General features: G+C 72.1%; 24 protein-coding genes and 1 riboswitch. Of the genes, 10 read left to right on the forward strand and 14 right to left on the reverse strand.

Annotated features, from left to right (window positions below; translation table 11 throughout):
* Positions 1-106: 106 nt before the first annotated feature.
* Positions 107-1,033, reverse strand: coding sequence for a LysR substrate-binding domain-containing protein (locus tag AB5J73_RS37120; protein ID WP_370963480.1), 927 nt, complete (start codon positions 1,031-1,033; stop codon positions 107-109).
* A 119-nt stretch (positions 1,034-1,152) separates the two neighbouring features.
* Here AB5J73_RS37120 and AB5J73_RS37125 point away from each other — a divergent pair, with 119 nt between their 5' ends.
* The gene (locus AB5J73_RS37125; protein WP_370963481.1) at positions 1,153-2,352 is read left to right on the forward strand and encodes a Glu/Leu/Phe/Val dehydrogenase dimerization domain-containing protein; all 1,200 of its coding nucleotides are present in this window, start codon (positions 1,153-1,155) and stop codon (positions 2,350-2,352) included.
* Here AB5J73_RS37125 and pip read toward each other — a convergent pair.
* The 5 genes from pip to AB5J73_RS37150 all read right to left on the reverse strand — a co-directional run bounded on the left by pip (position 2,349) and on the right by AB5J73_RS37150 (position 6,501).
* Positions 2,349-3,293 carry a prolyl aminopeptidase gene (gene pip, locus AB5J73_RS37130; RefSeq protein ID WP_370963482.1) on the reverse strand — a complete coding sequence of 315 codons (945 nt, stop codon included), beginning with the start codon at positions 3,291-3,293 and terminating at the stop codon, positions 2,349-2,351. The genes AB5J73_RS37125 and pip overlap by 4 nt on opposite strands.
* 79 nt (positions 3,294-3,372) lie before the next feature.
* The gene (locus AB5J73_RS37135; protein WP_370973448.1) at positions 3,373-4,101 is read right to left on the reverse strand and encodes an ESX secretion-associated protein EspG; all 729 of its coding nucleotides are present in this window, start codon (positions 4,099-4,101) and stop codon (positions 3,373-3,375) included.
* Positions 4,102-4,126: 25 nt separating this feature from the next.
* Positions 4,127-5,458 (reverse strand): hypothetical protein, encoded by a 1,332-nt coding sequence (locus tag AB5J73_RS37140; protein WP_370963483.1) that lies wholly within the window; start codon positions 5,456-5,458, stop codon positions 4,127-4,129.
* 3 nt (positions 5,459-5,461) lie between these two features.
* Positions 5,462-6,091: a DUF3558 domain-containing protein gene (locus AB5J73_RS37145; protein WP_370963484.1), complete on the reverse strand. Its 630-nt coding sequence runs from the start codon at positions 6,089-6,091 to the stop codon at positions 5,462-5,464.
* 11 nt (positions 6,092-6,102) lie between these two features.
* Entirely contained in the window at positions 6,103-6,501 is a 399-nt protein-coding gene (locus AB5J73_RS37150) for a hypothetical protein (RefSeq protein WP_370963485.1), read from the reverse strand.
* A 187-nt stretch (positions 6,502-6,688) separates the two neighbouring features.
* On the opposite strand from AB5J73_RS37150, the gene AB5J73_RS37155 reads away from it, so the two are divergent.
* The 5 genes from AB5J73_RS37155 (at position 6,689) to AB5J73_RS37175 (ending at position 12,572) form a co-directional block, all read left to right on the forward strand.
* Positions 6,689-7,270, forward strand: a complete 582-nt coding sequence (locus AB5J73_RS37155; protein ID WP_370963486.1) for a TetR/AcrR family transcriptional regulator — start codon at positions 6,689-6,691, stop codon at positions 7,268-7,270.
* A 199-nt stretch (positions 7,271-7,469) separates the two neighbouring features.
* On the forward strand, positions 7,470-8,816 hold the full coding sequence (locus AB5J73_RS37160) for a hemolysin family protein (protein WP_370963487.1): 1,347 nt from the start codon (positions 7,470-7,472) through the stop codon (positions 8,814-8,816).
* On the forward strand, positions 8,813-9,856 hold the full coding sequence (locus AB5J73_RS37165) for a hemolysin family protein (protein WP_370963488.1): 1,044 nt from the start codon (positions 8,813-8,815) through the stop codon (positions 9,854-9,856). The genes AB5J73_RS37160 and AB5J73_RS37165 overlap by 4 nt, the downstream gene beginning before the upstream one ends.
* Positions 9,853-10,725, forward strand: a complete 873-nt coding sequence (locus AB5J73_RS37170) for a 3-methyladenine DNA glycosylase (RefSeq protein ID WP_370963489.1) — start codon at positions 9,853-9,855, stop codon at positions 10,723-10,725. Before AB5J73_RS37165 ends, AB5J73_RS37170 begins: the two co-directional genes overlap by 4 nt.
* Before the next feature lie 125 nt (positions 10,726-10,850).
* A complete protein-coding gene (locus tag AB5J73_RS37175; protein ID WP_370963490.1) occupies positions 10,851-12,572 on the forward strand; it encodes a hypothetical protein in 1,722 nt (573 codons plus the stop codon).
* Here AB5J73_RS37175 and AB5J73_RS37180 read toward each other — a convergent pair.
* The 3 genes from AB5J73_RS37180 to AB5J73_RS37190 are packed head-to-tail and all read right to left on the reverse strand — an operon-like array spanning position 12,569 to position 14,405.
* Positions 12,569-13,348 carry an aldo/keto reductase gene (locus tag AB5J73_RS37180; protein WP_370963491.1) on the reverse strand — a complete coding sequence of 260 codons (780 nt, stop codon included), beginning with the start codon at positions 13,346-13,348 and terminating at the stop codon, positions 12,569-12,571. The two genes, AB5J73_RS37175 and AB5J73_RS37180, sit on opposite strands and share 4 nt — an antisense overlap.
* Positions 13,349-13,391: 43 nt before the next feature.
* Complete coding sequence (locus AB5J73_RS37185; protein WP_370963492.1) at positions 13,392-14,201, reverse strand: helix-turn-helix domain-containing protein; 810 nt, start codon at positions 14,199-14,201, stop codon at positions 13,392-13,394.
* Between the two features lie 36 nt (positions 14,202-14,237).
* Positions 14,238-14,405 (reverse strand): hypothetical protein, encoded by a 168-nt coding sequence (locus tag AB5J73_RS37190; protein ID WP_370963493.1) that lies wholly within the window; start codon positions 14,403-14,405, stop codon positions 14,238-14,240.
* A gap of 178 nt (positions 14,406-14,583) precedes the next feature.
* Here AB5J73_RS37190 and AB5J73_RS37195 point away from each other — a divergent pair, with 178 nt between their 5' ends.
* Positions 14,584-14,943: a nuclear transport factor 2 family protein gene (locus AB5J73_RS37195; RefSeq protein ID WP_370963494.1), complete on the forward strand. Its 360-nt coding sequence runs from the start codon at positions 14,584-14,586 to the stop codon at positions 14,941-14,943.
* 48 nt (positions 14,944-14,991) lie between these two features.
* On the opposite strand, the gene AB5J73_RS37200 is transcribed toward AB5J73_RS37195, so the two are convergent.
* The gene (locus AB5J73_RS37200; protein ID WP_370963495.1) at positions 14,992-16,146 is read right to left on the reverse strand and encodes an NAD-dependent epimerase/dehydratase family protein; all 1,155 of its coding nucleotides are present in this window, start codon (positions 16,144-16,146) and stop codon (positions 14,992-14,994) included.
* Positions 16,147-16,283: 137 nt separating this feature from the next.
* Here AB5J73_RS37200 and AB5J73_RS37205 point away from each other — a divergent pair, with 137 nt between their 5' ends.
* Positions 16,284-16,781: a GtrA family protein gene (locus tag AB5J73_RS37205; protein ID WP_370963496.1), complete on the forward strand. Its 498-nt coding sequence runs from the start codon at positions 16,284-16,286 to the stop codon at positions 16,779-16,781.
* Here the strand turns inward: AB5J73_RS37205 and AB5J73_RS37210 are convergent.
* Together AB5J73_RS37210 and AB5J73_RS37215 are read right to left on the reverse strand one after the other, a co-directional pair.
* Positions 16,711-18,885, reverse strand: a complete 2,175-nt coding sequence (locus AB5J73_RS37210; RefSeq protein WP_370963497.1) for a glycosyltransferase — start codon at positions 18,883-18,885, stop codon at positions 16,711-16,713. The two genes, AB5J73_RS37205 and AB5J73_RS37210, sit on opposite strands and share 71 nt — an antisense overlap.
* The gene (locus tag AB5J73_RS37215) at positions 18,882-19,829 is read right to left on the reverse strand and encodes an NAD-dependent epimerase/dehydratase family protein (RefSeq protein ID WP_370963498.1); all 948 of its coding nucleotides are present in this window, start codon (positions 19,827-19,829) and stop codon (positions 18,882-18,884) included. Before AB5J73_RS37215 ends, AB5J73_RS37210 begins: the two co-directional genes overlap by 4 nt.
* Positions 19,830-19,958: 129 nt before the next feature.
* On the opposite strand from AB5J73_RS37215, the gene AB5J73_RS37220 reads away from it, so the two are divergent.
* On the forward strand, positions 19,959-20,627 hold the full coding sequence (locus AB5J73_RS37220; protein WP_370963499.1) for a hypothetical protein: 669 nt from the start codon (positions 19,959-19,961) through the stop codon (positions 20,625-20,627).
* A gap of 67 nt (positions 20,628-20,694) precedes the next feature.
* Complete coding sequence (locus AB5J73_RS37225) at positions 20,695-21,429, forward strand: LuxR C-terminal-related transcriptional regulator (protein WP_370963500.1); 735 nt, start codon at positions 20,695-20,697, stop codon at positions 21,427-21,429.
* Here the strand turns inward: AB5J73_RS37225 and gcvP are convergent.
* Together gcvP and AB5J73_RS37235 are read right to left on the reverse strand one after the other, a co-directional pair.
* On the reverse strand, positions 21,410-24,298 hold the full coding sequence (gcvP, locus tag AB5J73_RS37230) for an aminomethyl-transferring glycine dehydrogenase (RefSeq protein ID WP_370963501.1): 2,889 nt from the start codon (positions 24,296-24,298) through the stop codon (positions 21,410-21,412). The two genes, AB5J73_RS37225 and gcvP, sit on opposite strands and share 20 nt — an antisense overlap.
* A 171-nt stretch (positions 24,299-24,469) precedes the next feature.
* Positions 24,470-24,568: riboswitch (glycine riboswitch) on the reverse strand.
* Positions 24,569-24,610: 42 nt separating this feature from the next.
* A complete protein-coding gene (locus tag AB5J73_RS37235) occupies positions 24,611-25,189 on the reverse strand; it encodes a MerR family transcriptional regulator (protein WP_086864861.1) in 579 nt (192 codons plus the stop codon).
* Between the last annotated feature and the right edge of the window lie 175 nt (positions 25,190-25,364).

A 25,364-nucleotide genomic window follows, 5' to 3' on the forward strand; every position in this document is an offset into this window, starting at 1 on the left:
CGTGTGGTGGAACTTCTTGACTTCGGACGCTACACGCGGGGTACGACAAATTCAGGGCTCGTCTTGCCCCGCAAGACGGCATCACCACTCCGTAAGAACTCCCGGATCAGGGCAAAGCGGACTCGGTGCCCAGTCCCAATTCGGCCGCCGAAGCGCGCACGGCCTCGATCACCAGGTGCAACGCGGGCCGCCGGAACGCGGTCCGCCGGTAGGCGATCGACACCGTCCGGAGCAACGGCGTGGTGAGGGTGACGACGTCGATCCCCGGCGGCCGCAGCAGGCGCAGGCCGAGGTCCGAGACCAGCGTGATGCCCAGGCCGGCGCCCACCATCGCCATCGCCGTCGACTGCTCCTCGACCTCGTGGTTGATCTTCGGGGCGAACCCGTGCCGCTGGCAGGCGGTGCGCATCGCGCGGCCGAAGTGCGACTTGGCGCTGGCGAGGATCCACGGGTGCTCGGCGAGGTCGTCCAGCGACGCCGACCCCGAGGGCACCGCCCCCCGCGGCACCGCGGCGTGCAGGCGTTCCACGGCCACGACCGCGCGCTCCAGCCCGGCGTCCCACGCCATCGGCGAGTCCGAGTAGTCGATGACGAACGACAGGTCGAGGCTGCCGTCCCGGACCGCCTCGGCGGTGTCCTCCGGCGCCAGCTCGCGGGTACGGACCTCGATCCCGGGGTGATCGCCGGCCAGCGCGGTCAGCGCCGTCGGGAGCAGGCCGGAGGCCACCGACGCCCACACCCCGGCGGTCAGCCGGACCGTGCGGGCCTCCTGCGCCTCCTCAAGTGCCAAGGTCGCGCGCTCCACCGAGCCGAGGATCTCTTCCGCGTGCTCCGTGAGCAGGGTGCCCAGCTCGGTCAGCTGGACCCGGCGGCCGAGCCGTTCGAACAGCTTCGCGCCCACGTCGCGTTCCAGCTGCGCGAGCTGCTGCGATACCGCCGAAGCGGTGTAGTGCAGCGCGGCGGCCGCCGCCGTCACGGTTCCCCGGCGGTGCAGCTCGCGAAGCATCCTCAAGCGGTGCAACGAAAGCTCCATACACAAAACCTAAACGAGATCGTGCAGGTTCGTTAAATGGACGCGGCCGCCACCCGGAGCGCACTCTCGTGGAGGCGGCCAGGACGGCCGCCCCGGACCCCCTGGAGGTGAGTGGCCTGATGACCCCGCGCAACGCCGAACCGCTGATGCGGCTCACGTGGACCGATTCCGTCACCGGCGCGCACGGCTACCTGGTCGTGCACAGCTTGGTCTCGGGGGTCGCCACCGGCGGCACCCGGATGCGGGCGGGCTGCACGATGACCGAGGTGGAGGACCTCGCCCGGGGCATGGCCAACAAGACCGCCACCTTCAACCTGCCGGTCGGCGGGGCCAAGGGCGGCATCGACTTCGACCCGAAGGACCCGCGCGCGTTCGGCGTCCTCAAGCGGTTCTGCTCGTTCCTGCGGCCGTGGCTGGACGCCCACTGGGTGACGGCGGAGGACCTCGGCGTCCCGCAGCACCTGATCGACGAGGTGTTCGCCGAGCTCGGGCTGGAGCAGTCGTACCACGCCGCGATCCGCCGTTCGGCCGACCCGGCTCGTACCCTGCGCCGGGTCCAGGCGGGCCTCAACGCGCCGGTGCCCGGCGGGCTGCTGCTCGGCGACGTCGTCGGCGGCTACGGCGTGGCGCAGTCGTGCCTCGGCGTCGCGGCGGCCTGGGACTGGGACGTCCGCGAGACGACGGTGGCGATCCAGGGCATCGGCACGATGGGCGGCGGCGCGGCCTGGTACCTGCACGAAGCGGGGATGAAGGTGGTCGCGGTGGCCGACGCCGCGGGCACGCTGTACGACCCGGTCGGGCTCGACGTCCCGGCGCTGCTGGACCTGCGCGACCGCTTCGGCGAGGTCGACCGGTCGCGGCTGCCGGCCGGGGTGCGTTCGCTCCCCCGCGAGACGATCGTCGGTATCGACGCGGACATCTTCGTGCCGGCCGCGATCTCCTACGCGCTGCGCCCGGACAACGAGAACCTGGTCAAGGCTTCGGTGGTCGTCGAGGCGGCCAACGCGGCGACGACGCCGGAAGCGGAAGCGGCGCTCTCCGCGCGGGGTGTCGCGGTGGTGCCGGACTTCGTGGCGAACGCGGGCGCGGCGGCCTGGGCGTGGTGGCTGCTGCTGGGCGAGGTCGGCGCCGACCCGGCCGACTCGTTCCTGCGGCTGCGCACCGAGATGCAGGCGAAGGTCGCGCTGCTGCTGGCCGAGTGGCGGATGGACCGGCTGCCGCTGCGCATCACCGGGCTCCGGCTGGCCGAGGCCAACCGGAGCGAGCGCACCGAAGCGGCGCTCGCCCCGGAGGGTGAGCCGCAGCTGCTCATCCCCTAACGGCTCGCGAAGCGGTCGGTCGCGCCGATCAGGACCTCCTGCATCGACGCGGCCGACACCGTGTGCCCGACGTCGTCCAGCAGCACCAGCTCGCTGCCCGGCCAGGCGTGGTGCAGCAGCCACGGCGTCCCCACGAGGTTGTTCGTGTCCAGCACGCCCTGGGCCAGCACGGCGGGGATGCCCGCGAGCTTGCCGGCGTCGCGCAGGATCTCGCCGTCGGGCAGGAACGCGCGGTTGCTGAAGTAGTGCGTGACGAGCCGGGCGAAGCACAACCGGTACGCCGGGTCCTCGAAGACGTCGTGCGGCGGCACGCCGGGGAGCATGGCGTCTTCCCAGGCGCACCAGCCGTCGGCCGCCTTGTGGTGGATCGCCGGGTCCGGGTCCATGAGCAGCCGGTGGTAGGCGGCGGACAGGTCGCCGTCGCGCTCGCTTTCGGGGACTCCCTGCCGGAACTTCGCGAACCCCTCCGGGAAGTACGCGCCGAGCCCGCGGATGAGCATTTCGATCTCGACGTGGCGGTCGGTCGCCAGGCCCATCAGGACGATCTCGCTGACCCGGCCGGTGTGGCGCAGGGCGTAGACCAGGCTGAGCACCGACCCCCAGGAACCGCCGAACAGCAGCCACTTCTCGATGCCGAGGTGCTCGCGAAGGCGTTCGAAGTCGGCCACCAGGTGGTCGGTGGTGTTGGCGGACAGGTCGGCGACGGGGTCGCCGGCGTACGGGGTGCTGCGCCCGCAGCCGCGCTGGTCGGCCAGGACGATGCGGTAGCGCGCCGGGTCGAAGAACCGCCGGACGTTCGCCGAGCAGCCGGAACCGGGCCCGCCGTGCACGACGAGCGCCGGCTTCCCGGCCGGGTTGCCGCAGGTCTCCCAGTAGATCTGGTGCCCGTCGCCGACGTCGAGCCTGCCGTGTTCGTACGGTTCGATCTCGGGGTACAGCATCGGCGCGTCCTTTCACCCGGAATGCAACAGCGCTGTCACATTAGCTCCGGAGAACGATCCGCGCGCGGTCTTTTCCGGGTCAGCTCAGGGTGCCGGCCAGCTCGTCGAGCGTCTCGGCCAGTTCGCGCGGGCCCGCCGGGCCGATGTGGATGACGGCGTCGTCGCCCGACCCGGTCGTGTAGCTGAGGTAGCGGCCCCAGTCCGTGTCGGCGTAGTGCAGCGGCTGCTGCAGGCAGGTGTGGCGGCCGACGTCGTCGCGCCGGCCGACGTAGAGCTCCCCGCTGCCCGACACCGGCCGCTGCACGAGGCTGACGACGTCGGCGACGGCCGGGGGCAGCGGGTAGGCCTCCTGGCCGCGGCGGGCCGCTTCGGCCAGGTCCGCGACCCGGACGGTGCGCGGGTGCCCGCCACCGGGTCCGACCGGCGGCAGCTGCTCGACGAGGGACTCGGCGAGCCGGTTCCGGTCGATCTCCTGCACACCGACGTGCGCGCCGTCGGAGACCGCGAGGATCGCCTGCAGCCCTTTCGCGGCGGCGAGCACGCCGTAGGTCTGTCCTTCGACGCCGACCCAGCCGTAGCACTCCCGCGCGGGGCTGACCAGCAGCGGGAGCCAGTCCAGGAAGTCGACGGTGACCCGGCCGCGGACGTCGACGAGCCCGGCTTCCGCCAGCGCGGCGTCGATCCGCTTGCCCGCCTCGTCGCGCTCCTCGTCCGACAGCCAGATCGGCTCCGGCCGCAGGGTGATGTGCAGCTGGCCCGCCTGTTCGCGCTCGGCCAGCGCGGCCAGCGCCTCGACCGGAACGTCCACCCGGCCTGTTGCCACGTCCACCCGCCTACTCGCCGATGACCGGCGGACTGGTCCGCTGGTCGGTCCCGAAGATCGCGTCCGGGTCCGCTTCGATCAGGAAGTCCGGCCGCTGGTGCTCATCGTCTTCCTCACCCTCGCCGCGCCGGCCCCCGGGGCCCATCGGCCCCATCTGCCCGCCCCGGCCGGCGGCCGACCGCGCGGCAGCGGCCTCCGCCGCGGCCGCGTTGCCGAGGCTGCCCATGCCGGAACCGCGCCCGCTGCCGAGCCCGCGCTCCCCCGCGGCCCCGCTCCCGCTGCCCCCGGAGGTGCCGCTCCCGCCACCGACGGGACGCCCGTTCGAGTCGAGCAGCCGGCTCCCGGCGTTGCCACTGGTCGGCCCGCGTCCGCCGGTGCTCGAATTGGGGTCGTTGCCGAAGGTGTTCGAGTAGTTCTGCCCCCCACCGGTGTTGGTCGGGTAGAAGTCGATCCCCCCGGTCCCGGGCGGCGTACCCCCGGGCCGTTCGGTCGTCTGCCCGGGCCGTGTGGTGGTCGTGGTCGGCCGGCCGGTGCCGGTGGTGTGGGTGTCGTCGCCGGGCGTGTCGGTGGTGCCGGGCCGATCGGTACCCCCGGGCCGGTCCGTGCCACCCGGGCGATCGGTGCCCCCGGGCCGGTCGGTGCCGCCCGGCTGGTCGGGTCCCCCGGTGCGCCCGGGGTCGACGCTGCTGGTGGAGGTGTGGTCGGTGCTCCCGTCGCCGGGATCGCCGCCCCCGCCTTCGGGGTACCACTTGTTCTTGTCGGTCGGCTCGACGATCCGGCCGGGCCCGTTCGGGGTGTTCACGGCGATGGCGGCCCCGTCGGACTCGAGGACGCCGTAGTCGGTGGGCAGCGCGGAACGCGTGCTGTCGGTGACGTTGCTGTACTGGTCCATCACGCGGACGTTGGTTTCGTTGGCCGCGTTGTACTTCGCGATCCCGGTCTGGTAGTCGTCGATGTCGTCCGCGGCCATGAAGGGACCGGCCACCGGGATGGCGGCCTTGAGCCCGGTGGTCCAGGGGTTCGGCTTCTCCGGCTTCGGCGGGATCTCCACGACGGCGTTGTTCGACTCCTGGAACACCGCCGCCTGGGTGTCCACCGAGGCGCGGGTCGCGTCGAGCGGCGCGGCGCTGTCGTGGAAGGCCCGTTCCATCGGGCCGGCACCCGCGTTCGCGGCGTCGGCCGCGTCCCCGGTCCACGCGTTCACCATCCGGGTTTGCAGCGCCTTGATGCTCGCGCCGCGCTCGGCGTAGGCGTCGGACAGCTGCGCGACGGACTCGGCCATCCGCTGCAGCCCGGACGTGTCGCCCTGTCTGAAGTTGTCGTAGATCTGCTTGCCGTCCACCCGTCATGCCCCCTTGAGTGTCTTGATGACGCTCGACGCCACCTGCGTGGCCGCGGCGCAGGAATCGTCCTGCCCCTGGTACCCCTGCGCGTACACGTCGAACGTGAGGTCGTCCGCGATGCCGACGCCGAGCCCGCACGAGCCCATCGAGCGCTCGTCCTGGGCGTCGAAGTAGACGGCCGGATAGCCCTCGACCTCCGGAGCGCGCTCGAGGAACCTGATGTACTTCCCCTGGCGGTAGCCCGCGTAGATGCCGGCCAGGCCGCCGGCGCCCTTGTCCCGGCTCCCGGTGCCCAGCGAGACGGAAAGACCGATGCCTTCGCCGCGCAGCTTCCACAGGCAGGACGGACCCGCCTCGGTGAGGACCGTGTCACCCTGCGCCTTGTATTCGCCCGCGTCGGTGTACCGCAACGAGCTCAGCACGTCCTTCGGGACGATCGCGCAGGTGTCGCCGACGTACTTGCCCGCGTCGAGCGGAGCGGCGACCTTCGGCACTTCGGGATCGGCCGGCGTGCTGCCGGTCGCCGCCGAGTCGGTGGTCGACGGGGACGCGGTACCGCCGGTCGTCGTGGTGCAAGCTGCCGCCGAGACGGCAACCAGGACGGCGATCAGACAGAGTTTGCTTCGGGACAAGTTCGGCTCGCCTATGCCTTGAAGGTGTCGGACAGGCTCTGGTCGGTGACCACGGTCTTCGACTGGGCTTCCTTGAGCTTCTTGATGTACTCCTGCGCGTACTTGCGCATGGAATCGTTCTGCCGCTGGAGCGCGAGGACCGAGTCGCCCGTGGTGGTCGCGTAGCTGCCGCTGGCCGGGTCCTGGCCGGGCGCCAGTTCGCCCGCGCGGACGATCTGGTGGATCTTGTCCCCGTCCTCGACGATCTTGTCCAAGACGTCTTCCCACTGGCCGATCAGCGACTTCAGCTCTTCGGGGTCCATCTCGAACCGGCCGCCCCCGCCGCCTCCGCCGCCGTACACGCGGCCGGGGGTGTCGAAGACGTCGCCCCACAGCGCCTGTGCCGCCTGTCCGGCTTCGCCGATGATCACGACCCGCACCTTCCCCTCAGTTCACCCATGGTGATGTGGCAAAGACTAGCCAACCGTCTCACTCCGTGTCAGCGAATCGCCGCAACGTTCAGACGATGAGGGGCGGGATCCGGTTCCCCGCGCACTCCGGGTCACAGTACGTACGTACGGATTGCGAAACTCCGGTCCCCGGTGCCAGGATTTCAGGATGCCACGCGTAAGCCAGGATCACCTCGACGCACGCCGGCGCCAGATCCTCGACGGCTCGCGCGTCTGCTTCGCGCGCTACGGCTACGAAGGTGCCACAGTCCGGCGCCTGGAGGAAGCCACCGGGCTGTCGCGCGGGGCCATCTTCCACCACTTCCGCGACAAGGAGTCGCTCTTCCTCGCCCTCGCCGAGGACGACGCCGTCCGGATGGCCGACGTCGTCGCCGAGCAGGGGCTGGTGCAGGTGATGCGCGACCTGCTCGCCGGGGGTGACCACCCGGCCGACTGGCTCGGGACGCGGCTCGAGGTGAGCCGGCGGCTGCGCACCGATCCCGAGTTCCGCGGCCGCTGGGCCGAACGGTCCGAGCAGCTCACCACCGCCACCCGGCTGCGGCTGCGGCGCCAGCGCGAAGCCGGGAAGCTGCGCGACGACGTCGACGTCGACGTCCTCACCGCGTTCCTCGAGCTCGTCCTCGAGGGGCTCGTCTCCCACCTGGCCATGGGCCTGCCCGCCGCCGGCCTCGGGCCGGTGCTCGACCTCGTCGAGGAGACCGTGCGGCGGCACCGGCAGACGACCGCATGAGCTGTCCGACACACCGGTATTCCCAGCGGTGACCGCGAAGGACACGTTAAGATTGCGCCCATATCCGCAGTACACGCCGATTTCTTGCTAGGAGTGACCGTTTCGTGCGCGCAGCGCAGTCACCCGGTGACAGTACCGGGCCGGGTGACCGACCCGGCTGTCCGATAGGTTCTCCCCCCGCCACCCGGGCGGGTGCGGAATGATCCAGATCCTCTTCGCCGTGCTCGGCGTCCTCCTCTTCGTGCTGCTGACCGTGGGCACCGGGCTCGCCGTCGCGGCCGAGTTCTCGCTGACCGCGCTGGAGCGCAGCACCGTCGACGCCAACGTGCGCCAGGTCGGCGACCGCCGGGCCCTGACCGTCCAGAAGGCGCACCGGACGCTCTCGTTCCAGCTCTCCGGCGCCCAGGTCGCGATCACGCTCACCACGCTGATCACCGGTTACCTGGCCGAGCCGCTGATCGGCGAGCTCGTCCGGCCGCTGCTCACCGGCATCGGGCTCCCCGAGGCGTTCGCCGGGGGTGCGTCGATCGTGCTCGCCCTCGTCATCGCGACGTCGCTGTCGATGATCCTCGGCGAGATGGTGCCGAAGAACCTCGCGATCGCGCGGCCGCTGCCGACCGCGCGCGCCGTCGCCGGCTACCACTCGCGGTTCTCCGCGCTGTTCCGCTGGCTCATCACGCTGATGAACAACAGCGCGAACTTCCTGGTCCGCAAGTTCGGCGTCGAACCGCAGGAGGAACTGCGGTCCGCGCGCTCGCCGCAGGAGCTGGGCTCGATCGTGCGGTCCAGCGCCGAGAGCGGCACGCTCGACACGACCACCGCGGAGCTGCTGGACCGCTCGCTGCGGTTCGGCGAACGCACCGCGGAGGAGCTCATGACACCTCGCGTGCAGCTCGAATCGCTCGGCGTCGACGACACCGTCGAGGACCTCATCGAGCTCTCGCGCCGCACCGGCTTCTCGCGGTTCCCGGTGCACGCCGAGGACCTCGACGACGTCCGCGGCGCCGTGCACGTCAAGCAGGCCTTCGCCGTCTTGGCCGCGGACCGGGCCGCCGTGCCGATCGGCTCGGTGATGCGGCCGGTGCCGACCGTGCCCGAGTCCCTGCCCGGCGACGACCTGCTCAACCGCCTGCGCGACTCCCGCTTCCAGCTGGCGATCGTCGTCGACGAGTACGGCGGCACGGCCGGGCTGGTCACCCTGGAGGACGTCGTCGAGGAGATCATCGGCGACGTCCGCGACGAGCACGACGACCGCGAAGCGCCCGCGTCGCAGCAGGTCGGCAGCGACAGCTGGCTGGTGTCCGGCCAGCTGCGCCCGGACGAGGTCACCGACGTGACCGGGTTCCGGATGCCCGACGGCGACTACGAAACCATCGCCGGGCTGATCCTCGAGCGGCTGGGCAAGATCCCCGCCGAGGGGGACGCCGCCGACGTCGACGGCTGGCGGCTCACCGTCACCACCATGGACAAGCGCCGGATCGCCGAGGTCGAAGTGGCCCCGGTCCGCGTCCCCGCGGAATCCCCGGTCGCCGAGGTGGTCTCGTGAACGACTGGCTGAACATCGCCCTCGTCGTGGTCCTGCTGCTGGCCAACGCCTTCTTCGTCGGCGCGGAGTTCACGTTGATCTCCTCGCGGCGGGACCGGCTCGAAGCGCTCCTGGAGCAGGGCAAGACGCGCGCGAAGATCGTCATCAACGCGAGCAAGCACGTCTCGCTGATGCTGGCCGGCGCGCAGCTGGGCATCACCATCTGCTCGCTGCTGCTCGGCCGCCTCGGCGAGCCCGCGATCGCGCACCGGCTCTCGGCGTTCTTCGACCTGCTGGGCCTGCCCGAGGCGCTGCTGCACGCGGTCTCGTTCGCCATCGCGCTGGCGTTCATCACCGTGCTGCACGTGCTGATCGGCGAGATGGTGCCGAAGAACCTCGCCATCGCCGAGCCGGAGCGGCTCGCGCTGTGGCTGGTCCCGGTGCACGTCGCCTGGGTGAAGCTCGCCAACCCGTTCATCTGGCTGCTGAACTTCGTCGCGAACTCGCTCCTGCGCGCGGTGAAGGTCGAGCCGAAGGACGAGCTGGAGACGGCCTACACCTCCGACGAGCTGGCCGAGCTGCTCAGCGAGTCGCGCCGGGAAGGGCTGCTCGACCAGTCCGAGCACCGGCGGCTCGCGCAGACGCTGTCTTCGGTGCAGAAGACCGTCGCCGACGTGCTGGTGCCCACCGCCGAGCTGACGACGCTGCCGTGCGGGCCGACGCTCGGCGACGTCGAGCTGGCGGTGTCCTCGACCGGCTTCTCGCGGTTCCCGGTCTGCACGGACGACGGGCGCCTCACCGGCTACATCCACGTCAAGGACGTCCTCGACCTGGCCGGGCAGGACCCGGCGACGATCGTGCCGTCCGGCAAGACGCGCCAGCTCACCGAGCTGCGCGCGGACGCTCGCCTCGACGTCGCCCTTTCGGCGATGCGCAAGGAAGGCAGCCACCTGGCGCGGGCCCTCGACACGAGCGGCAACGCCGTCGGCGTCGTCGCGCTCGAGGACCTCGTGGAGGAGTACGTGGGCACCGTCCGCGACGGCACGCACGTGGGCGCATGACCGACGTCGAGGTGCTCGCCGAACCGGTCTGGCTGGCCCGGGAGGCGGCGCACGTCGAGCGGATGCGGCGGTGGACCGGTCCGCACCAGGAGCGCCGGGCGCGCGGCGAGAAGCACCCGGTGCTGGACTTCCTGTTCACCTACTACTCGTACCGGCCGTCCCACCTGCAGCGGTGGCAGCCCGGGCCCGGCGTCGCGCTCGCCGGGCCCGCGGCGGAGCGCTTCCTGGACCGCAAGGGCTACGTCGCCACGGACGACGGCGTCGTCCTCGATCCCGCGGGCTTCACCCCGGGGAAGGCCCGGACGGCGGAGTTCGTCCTCGCCCTGCTGACCGCGACGGCGTCCCGCGCGCCGCGGCTGAGCTGCTTCGGCCTGCACGAGTGGGCGATGGTCTACCGCGAGCCCGCCGACTCGGTGCGGCACGACCAGGTACCGCTGCGCCTGGGGTCGGCCGGTACCGACGCCGTCGTGGAGTCGCTGGACATCCGCTGCGGGCACTTCGACGCGTTCCGCTTCTTCACCGGCCCCGCGCGGCCGCGGAACGAGCTGACGCCGTCGAGGGAGACGCAGATCTCCCTGGAACAGCCCGGGTGCCTGCACGCGAACATGGACCTGTTCAAATGGGCTTACAAGCTGGACCCGTTCGTGCCGGCCGAGCTGGTGGCGGACTGCTTCGAGCTGGCGGTGGCGATCCGCACGCTCGACATGCGGGCGAGCCCGTACGACCTGGCCGCGCTCGGCTATCCGCCGGTGCGCATCGAGACGGCCGAAGGGCGGGCCGAATACGCCCGCGCGCAGGCCGGGTTCGCGCGCCGGGCAGCACCGGTGCGTCAGCGCCTGATTGCGCATTGCAATCGCCTGGTCAGGTGAGTACCCGCAGCGCGTGCAACTGTGAGTCAGATTATTCTCTCTCCGATACTCACCTGTTAGGGTGATAACGGTTTGGTTGCATCGCAGCGCGTGCTTGTCATGCGCTCACCCCCGAAAGGATGACGATGGGGCGACACTACCGGGAAGAGGAGCCGGTGCCGCACCCTCAGGACCGCACTTCGCGCCCGGGGACTCCCCGCGGTGAGAGCTCCGGTTCACACCCGGTCGAGGGCCGCAGCGAGGCTTCGGGCGCCGTCCGGAAGCCCAAGCGCAGCTCCATCTCGGAGGCGTTCGGGATCGCGGGCCGCCCCACCGGATCGCGGGCTCCCGGCCGCGGCGAAGCTTCCGGCGCGTACCCCGTCGCGGGGCGCGGCGAGTACCCGGCCGTGGGCCGTGCCGAGACCTCCGGTTCCCACCCCGTCGCCCGCCCGCCCGCCGGGCGCGGCGAAACCAGTGGCGCCTATCCGGCCGTGGGCCGCGGTGAAGCCTCGGGTTCGTACCCGGCCGCCGGCCGCAACGCCCCCTCCGGCGCCTACCCCGCCGCCGGGCGCGACGACGTCACCGACGTGTACCCGGCCACCGGGCGTGGCGAGCGATCCGGCGCGTACCCGGTCGTCGGCCGCGACGAACACACCGGTTCCCGCCCCGCCACCGGCCGGGGTGAAACCAGCGGCGCCTACCCCACCGCCAGCCGCGACGAACACTCCGATTCCCGCCCCGCCACCGGCCGGGGTGAAACCAGCGGCGCCTACCCCACCGCCAGCCGCGACGAACACCCCGGTTCCCGCCCCGCCACCGGCCGCGGCGAAGCCAGCGGCGCCTACCCCGCCGTCGCCCGGCGTGGCGAAGCGTCCGGCAACTACCCGATCACCGCGCGGCGCGAACCGGCGTCCCGCCGCGGCGAAGCTTCCGGCGCCTACCCGGTGGCCGGCCTCGGCGAAGCGGGCAGCGCCGCCGCCGATGAGGCCAAGTCGGCCGGCCCCCGCACCGCGCGGCGCGGTGAGTCCCGTGCGGCCCGGCGTGCCGAAAGCGCCGCCGAGCGGACCGAGGTCATCACCCGCCCCGACGAAGGCGACTACCCCACCCCCGCACGGATCGAGGCGTCCGACTCCTCCCGGACCCTCACCCGCGGCACCCGCGCCAAGCGGCGCGCCGAAAGCACCGAGACCAGCGAAAACACCGCCCCGCCCCGCCGCAGCGAGGGGACCGGCTCGCACCGGACCATCGGCAAGGGCGAGGCGACCGGCTCGCACCGGATCGTCGGCAAGAAGGCCCCGCGCCGCCGGATCGCGACCTGGCCGATCGCCTGCCTGGTGCTCGCCGCCCTGATCGGGCTCGGCATCGTCGGGTGGAACTGGGCCGACAGCGAGCTGAACAACCGGGCCGAGGCGCAGGCCGCCAGCTGCTCCGGGGGCACCTCGCACATGCGGATCGTCGTCACCCCGAGCGCGCAGAAGCCGCTGACCGCCGCCGCCGACCGGTGGAACCAGGCCGCCACCGTCGTGCACGGGCAGTGCGTGCACGTGATGATCGAGGCCAAGCCGTCTTCGCAGGTCCTCGACGCGCTGGTCGGCCGGGCCAACCTCGACTCCATCGGCGGGCTCCCGGCCGCCTGGCTGCCCGAATCGTCGTACTGGGTGAGCGAGCTGACCACCAAGAAGCCCGAGATGATCGGCTCGGCGGCGCAGTCGGTGGCCAACGCCCGCTCGGCGGACTACCCGTTCATCGGTCTCTCCGGACAGGGCATCGACGACACCGTCCTGCGCGCCGCCCAGACCTTCCGCGAGTACCTCGAGCAGCCCGCTCAGCAGGCCGACTTCGCCGCCGCCGGGATCAAGTCCGCCTAGACGCGCGTGCCGTTGTCGAGCTCGGCGACGACGGCCAGGTCGTCGTCGGCCAGCTCGAAGTCGAAGATCCCGAACTGCTCGCGGGTCCGCGTGGTGGTGGCCGAGGCCGCCACCGCGACCGTGCCGGCCTGCAGGTGCCAGCGGAGCACGATCTGCGCCGGCGTCTTGCCGTACTTCGCGGCGAGCGCGGTGACCGTCTCGTCGGCCAGGAGACCGGCGTTCGCGGCCGGGCTCGACGCGGCCGTCACGATGCCCCGCTCGGCGTGGAACTCCCGCAGCGGCAGCTGCTGCAGCCACGGGTGCAGCTCGACCTGGTTGACGGCGGGGACCGACCCGGTCGCGTCGATCAGCCGGCGCAGCTCGGCGACGCCGAACCCGGCCACGCCCAGCGCCCGGACGCGGCCGTCGGCGCGCAACCGGCTCAGCGCGCGCCAGGTGTCGGGGAAGGCGCCCTTCGTGCCGTCGAGCAGACACAGGTCGACCTGCTCGAGCTGCAGCTCGGCCAGCGCCTGGTCGGCGGCGCGGCGGGCGGCGTCGTAGCCCTGCGCGGGCACTTTGACGCTGACGAACAGTTCTTCGCGGGGCACGTCCGCCGCGGCGAGGGCGGTGCCCACCGCCGGCTCGGTGCCGGGCGCGGTGTCGATGCCGCGGTAGCCGGTGTCGAGGGCGATGCGGACGGCCCGGCCGGTTTCGGCCGCAGACAACCCCGCGACACCGAACAGCAGCTGGGGGATGCGGACTCCGTCGGACAGGGCGAGCGAAGGCGGGACGGCCATCAACCGGTGATCCTCACTTCGGATGCTGCGCGGGTGCGGCCCATCATCCCACCGACGCGGCCCGCTCGCGCAGGTGTGCCGCCGTCGCCGGGTCGGCCGGGTAGAACGACTCGATCACCAGTTCCGCCACGGTGACGTCCAGCGGGGTGCCGAACGTGGCCACCGTGCTGAAGAACGTCAGGTCGGTGCCTTCGTGGCGGAACTTCAGCGGCACGAAGATGTCACCCGGTCCAGGGACCTCCACCTCGGGCACCGGCTGGTCGCACGGGTACTCGCGCAGCTCCGCCAGGAGGTCGGCGAGCCCGGCGTCCGCGGTCTGCCCGACCTGGCGCCGCAGCCGGCCCAGCAGGTGCGCCCGCCACTCCCCCAGGTTCAGGATGTGCGGGGCCATGCCTTCGGGGTGCAGGGTCGCGCGCAACACGTTGGTGGTCAGCTCGGGCGCGATGCCGGCGACGAAGAGCCCGATGCTGGCGTTGGCGTCGACGAGGTCCCAGTTCCGGTCGACGACGGCGGCCGGGTACGGCTCGTGCCCGGCGAGCAGCTGCCGGACGGCCTGGCGGACGGCGCTCATCCCGGGGTCCCCCAAGGCGTTCTCGGTGTAGGCGGGCGCGTACCCGGCGGCGAGGAGCAGCCGGTTGCGCTCGCGCAGCGGGACTTCGAGGTGCTCACCGAGCCGCAGCACCATGTCCCGGCTCGGCTTGGACCGGCCGGTCTCCACGAAGCTGAGGTGGCGGGTGGAGACGTCCGCCGAGATCGCCAGGTCGAGCTGGCTGATCCGGCGCCGGTCACGCCATTCCCGCAGCAGCTCACCCACCGGCCGCTGCCGCGCGGCCGCCTGCACCGTAGTCGTCACGCGAGCGACGCTACGACGATCGCGGGGTGGCTGCCATTACTTCGGGGGTAATGGCAGCCGCGCGCCGGGACGGCACCAGCCGGTGAGCCGGTCCATCAGGTCGAGGACCTCGTCCTCGGCCGGATCATCGGTTCCTTCCGGAGCTGCGGCGCAGATGGCGTCACGGGCGCCGTAGCAGGCCCGCATCAGGCCGGCGGGCGTCACGCCTCGCTCGAACCCGGCAGTGGCGAGCTTTCTTCCACGCGGCGAAGTTTCGCGGAACCGGGCCGGAGAACGCCAGCGCATTACCTCCCGCGTAATCGACGGGCCGCCGTCGCGCCGCCAGAGTGGGTCCCAGCGCAGGACGACGAAGACCGTTGTCCCCCAACGAAAGGAACCAACCATGAGCGACGTTCGCGGCCTCGTCGAGCAGTACATCGCCGTCTGGAACGAGACCGACGGGGACAAGCGGCGCGCCCTCATCGCCGACGTCTTCACCGAAGGGGCCGGCTACACCGACCCGCTCGGGGCCGTCGCCGGGCACGACGGGATCGACCAGTTCGTCGGCGGGGCGCAGCAGCAGTTCGCCGGGCTCACCTTCAGCCTGCCCGCCGACCCGGACGCCCACCACGACCTCGCGCGGTTCCAGTGGTACCTCGGCACCCCCGGGGCCGAGCCGGTCGCCATCGGGTTCGACGTCGTCGAGCTGGAAGGCGGGAAGATCGCGAAGGTGCACGGCTTCCTCGACAAGCTCCCCGGCTGACCGGACGGCGTGCGGGCTCCCGGGCAGGGGAGCCCGCACGCGGTGCCGCTACCTCTTCAGCGCGCCCCGCCAGCGCACGGTCGGGCGCAGCTTCTCCGGGTTCACCCGGTGCTTGTTCGCGCCGACGATGTCGAACATCGACTCGATGAGCGTGTCGGACAGCAGGTGCGGCTCCAGGCCCAGCCCGACCAGCCCGGTGTGCTTCACGTTGTAGTAGTGCTCCGGCGCCTCGGTGCGGGGATTCTCCAGCTGCTCGATCTGCACCGGGCCGGGGAACCGGTCGGCGACGAGCTCGGCGATGGCGGCCACCGACAGGCTCTCGGTCATCTGGTTGAACACCCGGAACTCCCCCGCCTCGGCGGGGTGCTCGACGGCGAGGCGGATGCACTCGACGGTGTCGCGGATGTCGATCAGGCCGCGGGTCTGCGCGCCCTTGCCGTACACGGTCAGCGGCTGGCCCAGCACGGCCTGGATGACGAACCGGTTCAGCACCGTGCCGAACACCGCGTCGTAGTCGAACCGGGTGGCCAGCCGCGCGTCCAGCGCCGTCTGCGGCGTCTGCTGCCCGTACACGACGCCCTGGTTGAGGTCCGTGGCCCGCAGCCCCCAGGCCCGGCACGTGAATTCGATGTTGTGCGAATCGTGCACCTTGGTCAGGTGGTAGAACGATCCCGGCCGTTTCGGGAACAGCACGCGGTCTTTGCGCCCGTTGTGCTCGAGGTCGAGCCAGCCCTCTTCGATGTCGACGTTCGGCGTGCCGTATTCGCCCATCGTGCCCAGTTTGACCAGGTGGATCGCGGGGTTGAGCTCCGCGATCGCGTAGAGCAGGTTCAGCGTCCCGACGACATTGTTGTGCTGGGTGTACACCGCGTGTTCGCGGTCGATCATCGAATACGGCGCCGACCGTTGCTCGGCATAGTGGACGATGGCGTCGGGCTCGAACTCGCGCACCGCGCCGAACAGGAATTCCGCGTCCAGCAGGTCGCCTTCGTAGCTGGTGATCGCGTGTCCCGACACTTCGTGCCAGGCGGCGATCCGGTCCTTCAGCGATTCGATCGGGACCAGGCTTTCGACGCCGAGTTCGTCGTCGTAGCCGCGCCGGGCGAAATTGTCGAGAACCGCCACCTCGTGGCCTTTGTCCGATAAGTGCAGCGCGGTCGGCCAGCCCAGATATCCGTCACCGCCGAGAACCAGCACCCGCATTGTGCCGCCTTTCCTGCTCGTTCAAGAACCCGACGCTATCGATCAGGTGCTGATGAGCACCTGGCAAAGAGCTGTGAATCTCCTATGCGTAGGGGGGTCGGACGGCGGCGCGACCGGCACCCGGGGAGGATGGGGACATGACGACCGTAACCAACGGCGTGCGGCCCCGCACGGCGGAGAAGACCCGCCGCCGCGGCTGGGCCCGGCTGGCCCGCGCCGCCGCGACGTCGGTCGCCGCCACGGTGCTCAGCCAGGTCGTCCTGCTCGCCGTCCTCGCCACCGGCGGTGCCGCCGCGCTCGCCGGTGCGCTGGCGTGGGCGGCCGGGGCGGTGCTGAACTTCCTGGTCACCCGCCGCTGGGTGTGGGGCCGCACCGGGCGGCCGCGCGTCCGGCGGGAACTGCTGCCCTACCTGGCCGTCATCGGTCTCGGCGGCCTCGCCTCGATCGGGCTGACGACGCTGGCCGGTTCGCTGCTGGCGCGGGCGGACGTGCCGCACTTCTGGTGGGTCGTGCTCGTCGACGGCGCGTACGTGGGCAGCTACGCGGTGGTGTTCGTCCTCAAGTTCACCCTGCTCGACCGCGTCGTGTTCGGCCGCGGCGCAGCACGTACCCCCGCCACCACGTCCCGGTCATGACGCGGGCGTAGTTCGCGCCGTAGACCAGGCTGCCGCCCTTCTTGCTCTTGCCCGCCTTGCGCAGCCGCATGCTCATCGGCAGCTCGGTGACCCGGGCGCCGCGCGCGGTGACGCCGAGCAGCAGCTCCGACGACTGGTACTGGGGCTCGTTGAGCGGCACCGAGCAGGCCAGCTCGGCCGGCATCGCGCGGAAGCCGAAGGACGTGTCGGTGATCCGCCGCGCGGTCAGCACCGACGCCAGCGCGGCGAACACCCGCACGCCGAGCCACCGGACGCGGCTGTCGGCCTCCTCGTGCCCGAGCCGCCGGGACCCGGTGACGAAGTCCGCCGTGCCCTCGACGACCGGGCGAGCCAGCGCTTCCAGCTCGCTGTTGTCGTACTGCCCGTCGGCGTCGGTCGTGACGATGTACTCGGCGCCGCACTCCGCCGCCAGGTGGTAACCCAGGCGCAGCGCGGCGCCCTGGCCGCGGTTGCGCGGCGCCACGCACACGTACGCGCCGCGCGCCTCGGCGATCGCGGCCGTGTCGTCGGTCCCGCCGTCGACGACGACGAGGACGTCCACCGGCATCCCGAGGCACCGGTCCGGCATCTTCTCCAGGACCTCGCCGATGCCGCCGGCCTCGTTGTAGGCGGCGATGACGACGGTCAGCGGAGCCAGCGCCAGCTCCGGGTGGCGGCGGTGGAACTCGGCCAGCGCCCCGGCGTCGACGTCGTCGGGGAAGGCGGCGAGGCGCCTCCGGCCGGCCGAGGTCAGTGTCGTGAAGCCGAGCGCGCCGGCCACCGGGAACAGCACCAGCGCCGGGATCTGGTAGCGCCAGGAGAACTGGAACACCGCCGAGGCGAAGAGCAGCACCAGCCCGCTCGACGCCGCCAGCAGCGCGCCCGCCCGGGCCCGGTCCAGGGGCTTCTTGCGCCGGAAAACGGTCAGCAGGCCGAGCAGCGCGCCGATGCCGAGCACTCCACCGGAGACGTACCCGCCGCCCAGCTGGTAGTCGCGCAGGACCTTCGCCAGCGGCTGGTCGACGCTCGCGACGACGCCGTCGTTCTGCCGGGTGACCAGGTCGATCAGCGACTGGTCGGCCCACTGCGGGTAGGTCGGCTGGAACTGCCACCGGTCGAGCGGCACGTCGGCCGGGTCCTGTTCGCGGCTCCAGGCGAAGCTCTTGGCGAAGTCGCCCAGGATCGCCGCGGCGACGTCGCCGGGCTGCTCCTCCAGGACGTCGATCGCGAACTCGTGGGCCAGCGCGGCCTTGTCGGCGCCCGGCGGGAGCGGGCCCGGCCAGTTCGGGTCGAGGTCGGCGTGCGTGTAGTTGTCCACCAGCCGGGTCTCGCGCGGCTCGGCCGGGCAGAAGACCTGCAGCGTCGGGCCGAGGTGGAGGTTCGCGCAGTCGGCGACGGCGGCGGTGCGGCCGTAGAGCATGTTGCCCGACGGGCCGGTCAGCCCCCACTTCCCGGTCTCCGAGTGCACCCGCGCCGAGTACGGCACGAGCACCGCCAGCAGGCCGAGCAGCCCGATGCCGGCCCGGCGCCAGCCCGCCCAGTGCCGCCACGCTCCCCCGGCGACGACCAGGAACACCAGCAGCGGCAGGGCGAGGGAGATGCCGATCAGCCGCGTCAGCACGCCGAACCCGAGCAGCAATCCCGCCGCGCCGGCGCGTTTCCAGCCCGGCGCACCCCGGCCGAGCAGCAGCCACAGGAGCCCGAGGAGCACCGCCTCGAAGACGACCTCGGACATGATGTTCTGCTCGATCTGCAGCTGGTAAGCGTCGAGCAGCACCGGCACCGCGGCGAGCGCCGCGACCCACGGGCGGCCGCCGAGCCGCAGCACCAGCGCGTAGGCGCCGATCGCGATCAGGATCCCGCCGGCGTGCTGGACCGCCGCCACCCACGCCAGGCCGCCGACGGCCAGCAGCGGCCGCAGCACGAGGTCGTAGCCGATCGGGTTCAGCTGGTCCGCGCGCAGGGCGTGCAGGTTGTCGAGGTAGCGGAACGAATCGATGTACAGCAGCGCGGGCCGGTAGGCGAGCCAGGTCAGCACCCGGAGGGCGATCGCCGGGACGAGGAGCAGGAGCAGCAGCCAGTGGCGGCGCAGGAACGCCGTCACGGTGTCGCGTTCGGACGGTCGAGCCCGGAGAAGTACTTCCACGCCGTGGCCAGCCCGTCGACCAGCGAGACCTCCGGGCGGTACCCGATGGTCCCCGCGCTCGCCGAGACGTCGACGACCACCGCGGGCATCTCCCCCGCCGGCGCGTCGACGTGCTCGACGGGCAGCTCGGCGCCGGTCACCTCGCGGACGGCGTCGACCATCTCCAGCACCGACACCGAGCGCCCGGCGCCGACGATCGCGCGGCCGGTGTGGCCGCTGTCGAGGGCCGAGAGGATCGCGCGGACGACGTCGTCGACGTGCACGAGGTCGCGGCGCTGGCGGCCGTCGCCGTAGACCTTGACGCCGGTGCCGGACAACGCGGCGCGCATCATGCGCGGCACGAAACTGTCCTTGTGGGACATTCCCGGGCCGTAGACGTTGGTGAACCGCAACGCGCACGTCGTCATGCCGTACGCGCCGGCGTAGCCCGAGAGCAGCATTTCGCACGCCGCCTTGGTCGCGCCGTACGGCGTCAGCGGCCGCAGCGGGAGGTCCGGGGTGATCGTCGCGGTGCCGACGTCGCCGATCACCGCGTTGGTGGAGGCGAGCAGGAACTTCGGCACCTCGCGGCGGCGGGCGAGCTCGAGCAGTTCCTGGGTGACCAGGACGTTGTCGGCGAAGGTGTCCTCGGGCAGCTCGACGGACTTCAGCACCGACGTCAGCGCGGCCAGGTGCACGATCCCCGCGGTCTCCGTGGTCACGGCCTCCTCGCGGACGGCGGCCTCGCGGAGGTCGCCGGTCACCACGCGGACCCCGTCGAGGTCATCGGGGAAGGGCACCCGGTCCACGACGGTGACCGGGACGCCCCGGTCGAGGAGGGCGCGCACGACGGCCCGGCCGATGAAGCCGCTGCCGCCGGTCACGACCACGGACGTCCGATCAGGACCGTGCGCACTCGCCATGGCGGCCAACCTACCTCCCGTTCCTGTGCGGGCCCCGTGGACCCGCGTACGCAGAAGTGCGTATGGCCGCTCCCCCGGCCGGCTTGGTGTCCTTGAGCGGTCACACAGCAATGGGGAGGAAGACCAACCATGAAACGACTCTTCACCGTTCCGGCACTGCTCCTGGCATCGCTCGCGGGAGCGCTGACCCTGTCGGCCGCGCCCGCCCAGGCGGCGACGACCGACGTCGGCGTCATCCCGTCGGGCCGGTCGTGCCCGGTCGGGACCGAGGCGATCGTCATCCGGATGGACGACGAGGACTCGGGCAACGCCAACTCGCGCGGCGGCTTCATCGGGGCGGTCAGCAGCACGAGCAACACGGAGATGTTCTTCTGCCGGGTCAACGGCGCCGCGTTCCGCGGCGTCACGCAGTCCGGCTCGTTCCGGCCCTACTCGGTGCTCAAGCTGGGCGCGAACTGCCCGAACGGCTCGCAGGAGTTCTCGCGCCGGTTCGACAACGAGGACGACAGCAACAACAACTCGTTCTCGGGCAACATCTTCCCGAACGTGAGCGACAGCAACACGCTGCTGCGGTTCTGCCTGTTCGCACCGGGGGTGGCCACGACGACGGCGTTCCCGAACGTCGGCTTCGGCTACCTCGTGTTCTCCGGGGTCGACTCGTCGGGCTTCTTCCACACCGACGACGAGGACGACAGCAACAACAACTCCTACAGCGCGCCGGCCGGGATCAGCAGCATCGCGCAGTCGATGGTGAGCGCTGGGGCGAACACCACGCTGAACGTCCGGATCGCCCGATAACACCGGTTCGTATCTCCCTCGGCTCGCCCGGGTCTTTCTTGACCGGACGAGCCGAGGGGGATTCCGGGTGAGCAGTGAACTGACGGCGCGGTGCCTGCACCGCACCCTCGAGGTGGTGCGCGAGCTGAAGGCGGCGGGCCCCGGCGAAGGCCTGGCCGCGCTGGGCCGCCTGGTCGGCTGCGACGTCGTCTCGTGCACGAGCACCGAGCACACGACCCGCCGCCTGACCGGCACGGTGACCGACCGGCCGGAGCACAACCTGATGCGCCACGCGGAGTTCCGGGCGCTGGCGCACCAGCACCCGGGGTTCGCGGCGTACCGCTCGGGGGCATTGCGGCTCGGCACGGCGGCCGCGTTGACCGACCTGGCCGACCTCCGGACGCTGCGCGGCCTGCCGTTCTACACCGACTTCTACCGGCCGCGCGGGACCGTCGACCAGCTGCTGTGCGTGGTCCAGGTCGACGATCGGCACGGGCGCGTCCTGACGCTCAGCCGGTCGCGGCCCGGGTTCTCCGCCCGCGACCACGACCTGGTCGAGCTGCTCACGCCCCACCTGGCCCAGGCGTTCGCCCGGCACGAGCGCCCGGCGGTCCGGCCGGTCCCCGGCACGGCTCCGGAGCTGACCGCCCGCGAACAGCAGGTGGCCGATCTGGTCGCGCGGGCCGCCACGGACCGCGAGATCGCCCGCCGCCTCGGCATCAGCCCGCGGACGGTCCAGAAGCACCTGCAGCGGATCTACCGCAAGCTCGACGTCACCAGCCGCACCGAACTGCTGCTCCACGTCACTGGTGAAAAGTCGTGAAGGCCTCCGGCGGTGGGCAGGAGCAGATCAGGGTGCGGTCGCCGGACGCACCGTCGATGCGGCGGACCGGGGGCCAGATCTTCGCCGCGGTGCGGCCGGCGGGGAACACCGCCGTCTCCCGGCTGTACGGGCGGTTCCAGTCGCCGGCCAGGCAGCCCGCGGTGTGCGGGGCCAGCCGCAACGGGGACTCCGCCAGCGGCCACTCCCCCGACCCGACGCGGTCGATCTCCGCGCGGATCGCGACCATCGCCGCGCAGAAGCGGTCCAGCTCCGCCAGGTCCTCGCTCTCGGTCGGCTCGACCATCAGCGTGCCCGCGACCGGGAACGACATCGTCGGCGCGTGCAGCCCGTAGTCCGCCAGCCGCTTCGCGACGTCGTCCACGGTCACGCCCGTCGCCTTCGTCAGCGGCCGCAGGTCCAGGATGCACTCGTGCGCCACGAAACCCGACCGGCCGGTATACAGCACCGGGTAGTGCTCGCCGAGGCGCCGGGCGACGTAGTTGGCGTTGGCCACCGCCACGAGCGTCGCCCGGCGCAGGCCGACGGCGCCCATCATCCGGACGTACGCCCACGAGATCGGCAGGATCGACGCGCTGCCCCAGGGCGCCGCGCTGACCGGGCCGACGCCGGTCGCGGGACCGACCGCCGGCTGCAGCGGGTGGTTCGGCAGGAACGGCGCCAGGTGCGCGCGCACCCCGATCGGGCCGACGCCGGGACCGCCGCCACCGTGCGGGATGCAGAACGTCTTGTGCAGGTTGAGGTGCGAGACGTCGGCGCCGAACCGGCCGTACTGGGCGACGCCGATCAGCGCGTTGAGGTTGGCGCCGTCGACGTAGACCTGCCCGCCCGCGTCGTGCACCGCCGCGCAGACCTCGCCGACGGTGTCCTCGTACACCCCGTGCGTCGACGGGTAGGTCAGCATGATCGCGGCCAGGTCGCCGCGGTGCTCGTCCACAGTGGACCGCAGGTGCGCGAGGTCGATGTTCCCGGTGTCGCCGCAGCGGACGACGACCACCCGCATGCCCGCCATCACCGCGCTCGCCGCGTTCGTGCCGTGCGCGCTGGCCGGGATCAGGCAGACGTCCCGCGCGTCCTCGCCGCGCGAACGGTGGTAGGCGCGGATCGCCAGCAGGCCCGCGAACTCACCCTGGCTGCCGGCGTTCGGCTGCAGGGAAACCGCGTCGTAGCCGGTGATCCGCGCGAGCCAGTCGGTCAGGTCGGCCACGACTTCGAGGAGCCCGGCGGCGTCCTCGGCGGGCGCGAACGGGTGCAGCCCGGCGAACTCCGGCCAGGTGACCGGTTCCATCTCCGCGGTGGCGTTGAGCTTCATCGTGCACGAGCCGAGCGGGATCATGCCGCGGTCGAGCGCGTAGTCCCGGTCGGCCAGCCGGCGCAGGTACCGCAGCATCGCGGTTTCCGACCGGTGCTCGTGGAACACCGGGTGCGTGAGGAACTCGCTCGTGCGCCGCAGCGGGGCCGGGAGCGCGTCGGCCGTGTCCGCGTCCAGGCCGTCCACATCGGACACCGAGACGCCGAACGCCTTCCACACGAACGAAAGCCGCTCCCGTGTGGTCGTTTCGTCGCAGGCGACGCCGACGTGGTCGGCGTCGATCCGGCGCAGGGAGACGCCGAGGTCGCGGGCCGCCGCGACGACCGCGTCGGCCCGGCCCGGCACCGCCGCGGTCACGGTGTCGAAGAATTCGCCGTGCACGACCTCCACGCCGCCTTCGGCCAGGCCGGCGGCGAGCACGGTGGCCATCCGGTGGGTCCGCAGCGCGATCGCGCGGAGCCCGTCGGGCCCGTGGTACACGGCGTACATCGACGCCATGACCGCCAGCAGGACCTGCGCGGTGCAGATGTTCGAGGTCGCCTTCTCGCGGCGGATGTGCTGCTCGCGCGTCTGCAGGGCGAGCCGGTACGCGGGCGCGCCGTCCGCGTCCTTCGACACGCCGACCAGGCGGCCGGGCAGCTGGCGCTCCAGGCCTTTCCGCACCGCGAGGTACGCCGCGTGCGGACCGCCGAAGCCGAGCGGGACGCCGAACCGCTGCGTCGACCCGATGGCGACGTCGGCGCCGAGCTCACCCGGCGGCCGCAACAACGTCAGGGCGAGGGGGTCGGCGGCCACGATCACCGCGGCGCCGTGCTTCTTGGCTTCCGCGATGGTCAGGTCGAGCTCGTGCACGGCGCCGGACGCACCCGGGTAGGCCAGCAGCACGCCGAAGAAGTCCCCGCCGAGCCCGAGTCCGGTGAGTCCCTGGGACAGGTCTTCCACGACCAGCTCGATCCCCAGCGGCTCGGCCCGCGTCCGCAGCACGGCGAGGGTCTGCGGCAGGGTGTCGCGGTCGGCGACGAACCGGTTCGACGCGGACTTCCCGGCCCGCCGCACCAGCGTCATCGCCTCGGCGGCCGCGGTGGCTTCGTCGAGGAGGGAGGCGTTCGCGATCGGCAGCGCGGTCAGGTCCGCGACCACGGTCTGGAAGTTGAGCAGCGCTTCGAGCCGCCCTTGGGAGATTTCCGGCTGGTACGGCGTGTAGGCGGTGTACCAGGCCGGGTTCTCGAGCACGTTCCGCCGGATCACGGGCGGCGTCACGGTGTCGTGGTAGCCGAGCCCGATCATCGCGGCGGTCGGGCGGTTGCGGGCGGCCAGCGCGCGCAGTTCGGCCAGCGCCTGGGCTTCGGAGGCCGCCGGGGGCAGTTCGAGCGGCTCGGCGGACGCGCGCAGCGACTCGGGGACGGCGTGCCCGGCGAGTTCGTCGAGGGAAGCGACGCCGATGACGTCGAGGATCCGGCCGAGCTGGTCCGGACCAGGCCCGATGTGCCGGTCGGCGAAGGGGGTCCCCTGCTCCAGCGAGGCGAGTGACGGGTGCACGGCGGCCTCCTGGGGGACAGCGGGGCTGAGCCGGGACCGCGGTGTCCCGGCCTCCCCACTCTGTCCGTACCCCGAAGGGCGCCTGAGAGTTTCGCCCGCGTGGTTGAGCCGGGCTTGCACCGTCGGCGGGGCCATCAGGCTGTGTCCTGACGACCCGCTTTCCAGAGGCGTCTCATCCGCGCGGTCCAGGGTGCCTGAGAGGTTCCGGGGAGGACTTGCTCCTTCGGCGCCGAGCTCAAGGTGAGGCTCGGACTCTCCCGCGCGGGTTCGTCGACCGCACCGGGAACCTTACTCCGTCCGCCGCAGCGGTGATCAACCGGTCTTGCGTGCGTTGCGGCGCTGGGTGAGCTCGTCCGGCTGGTGCGTCTCGACGACCCCGCCGTCGGCGCGTTCGGCCGGGAATTCGTGGATGGTCCCGCTGATCTCCTGCATGGCACCGCTGACCGCGATGCCGAAGACGCCCTGGCCGCCCTGGAGCAGGTCGACGATCTCCTCCGGCGAGGTGCACTCGTAGACGGTGGTGCCGTCGGAGAACAGCGTCACCCGGGCCAGGTCTCGGACCCCGCGCACGCGCAGGTGGTCGACGGCGACCCGGATGTTCTGGAGCGAGACCCCGGTGTCCAGCAGCCGCTTGACGACCTTGAGGACCAGGATGTCCTTGAACGAGTACAGCCGCTGCGAGCCGGAGCCGTGCGCCGTGCGGATGCTGGGTGCGACCAGCTTCGTCCGGGCCCAGTAGTCGAGCTGGCGGTAGGTGATCCCGGCGATCTGGCACGCGGCCGGCCCGCGGTAGCCCACCAGCTCGTCCGGCAGCGAGTTGTCGGGGAACAGCTCACCCTGCTCGCCACTCGCGACCTCAACAGGCTGCTTCTCGGAACCAGCCTCGACCACGCAAGCCTCCCCTCGCCCGACCTGACGGCCGGCGAATGACAGCCGGACGGTCCCAGGAGCGGGACCCGCCGGAGATCAATCACCACGATCCGGCCCCAGACCGTGAATCACACCGTGGCGATTTACCTCCTTCGACGGTAAGCGCCCGGACAGTGCCGGTCAACGCGACGCGCGG

The organism is Amycolatopsis sp. cg9 (genome assembly GCF_041346945.1).
GTDB lineage: Bacteria > Actinomycetota > Actinomycetes > Mycobacteriales > Pseudonocardiaceae > Amycolatopsis.

Coding starts and splice junctions, on each gene's coding strand:
- AB5J73_RS37180 (WP_370963491.1), bottom strand. CDS start 13,348: ATGGCCGTCCCGCCTTCGCTCGCCCTGTCCGACGGAGTCCGCATCCCC.
- AB5J73_RS37155 (WP_370963486.1), top strand. CDS start 6,689: ATGCCACGCGTAAGCCAGGATCACCTCGACGCACGCCGGCGCCAGATC.
- AB5J73_RS37215 (WP_370963498.1), bottom strand. CDS start 19,829: ATGGCGAGTGCGCACGGTCCTGATCGGACGTCCGTGGTCGTGACCGGC.
- AB5J73_RS37200 (WP_370963495.1), bottom strand. CDS start 16,146: ATGCGGGTGCTGGTTCTCGGCGGTGACGGATATCTGGGCTGGCCGACC.
- AB5J73_RS37175 (WP_370963490.1), top strand. CDS start 10,851: ATGGGGCGACACTACCGGGAAGAGGAGCCGGTGCCGCACCCTCAGGAC.
- pip (WP_370963482.1), bottom strand. CDS start 3,293: ATGCTGTACCCCGAGATCGAACCGTACGAACACGGCAGGCTCGACGTC.
- AB5J73_RS37160 (WP_370963487.1), top strand. CDS start 7,470: ATGATCCAGATCCTCTTCGCCGTGCTCGGCGTCCTCCTCTTCGTGCTG.
- AB5J73_RS37120 (WP_370963480.1), bottom strand. CDS start 1,033: ATGGAGCTTTCGTTGCACCGCTTGAGGATGCTTCGCGAGCTGCACCGC.
- AB5J73_RS37205 (WP_370963496.1), top strand. CDS start 16,284: ATGACGACCGTAACCAACGGCGTGCGGCCCCGCACGGCGGAGAAGACC.
- AB5J73_RS37170 (WP_370963489.1), top strand. CDS start 9,853: ATGACCGACGTCGAGGTGCTCGCCGAACCGGTCTGGCTGGCCCGGGAG.
- AB5J73_RS37195 (WP_370963494.1), top strand. CDS start 14,584: ATGAGCGACGTTCGCGGCCTCGTCGAGCAGTACATCGCCGTCTGGAAC.
- AB5J73_RS37125 (WP_370963481.1), top strand. CDS start 1,153: ATGACCCCGCGCAACGCCGAACCGCTGATGCGGCTCACGTGGACCGAT.
- AB5J73_RS37220 (WP_370963499.1), top strand. CDS start 19,959: ATGAAACGACTCTTCACCGTTCCGGCACTGCTCCTGGCATCGCTCGCG.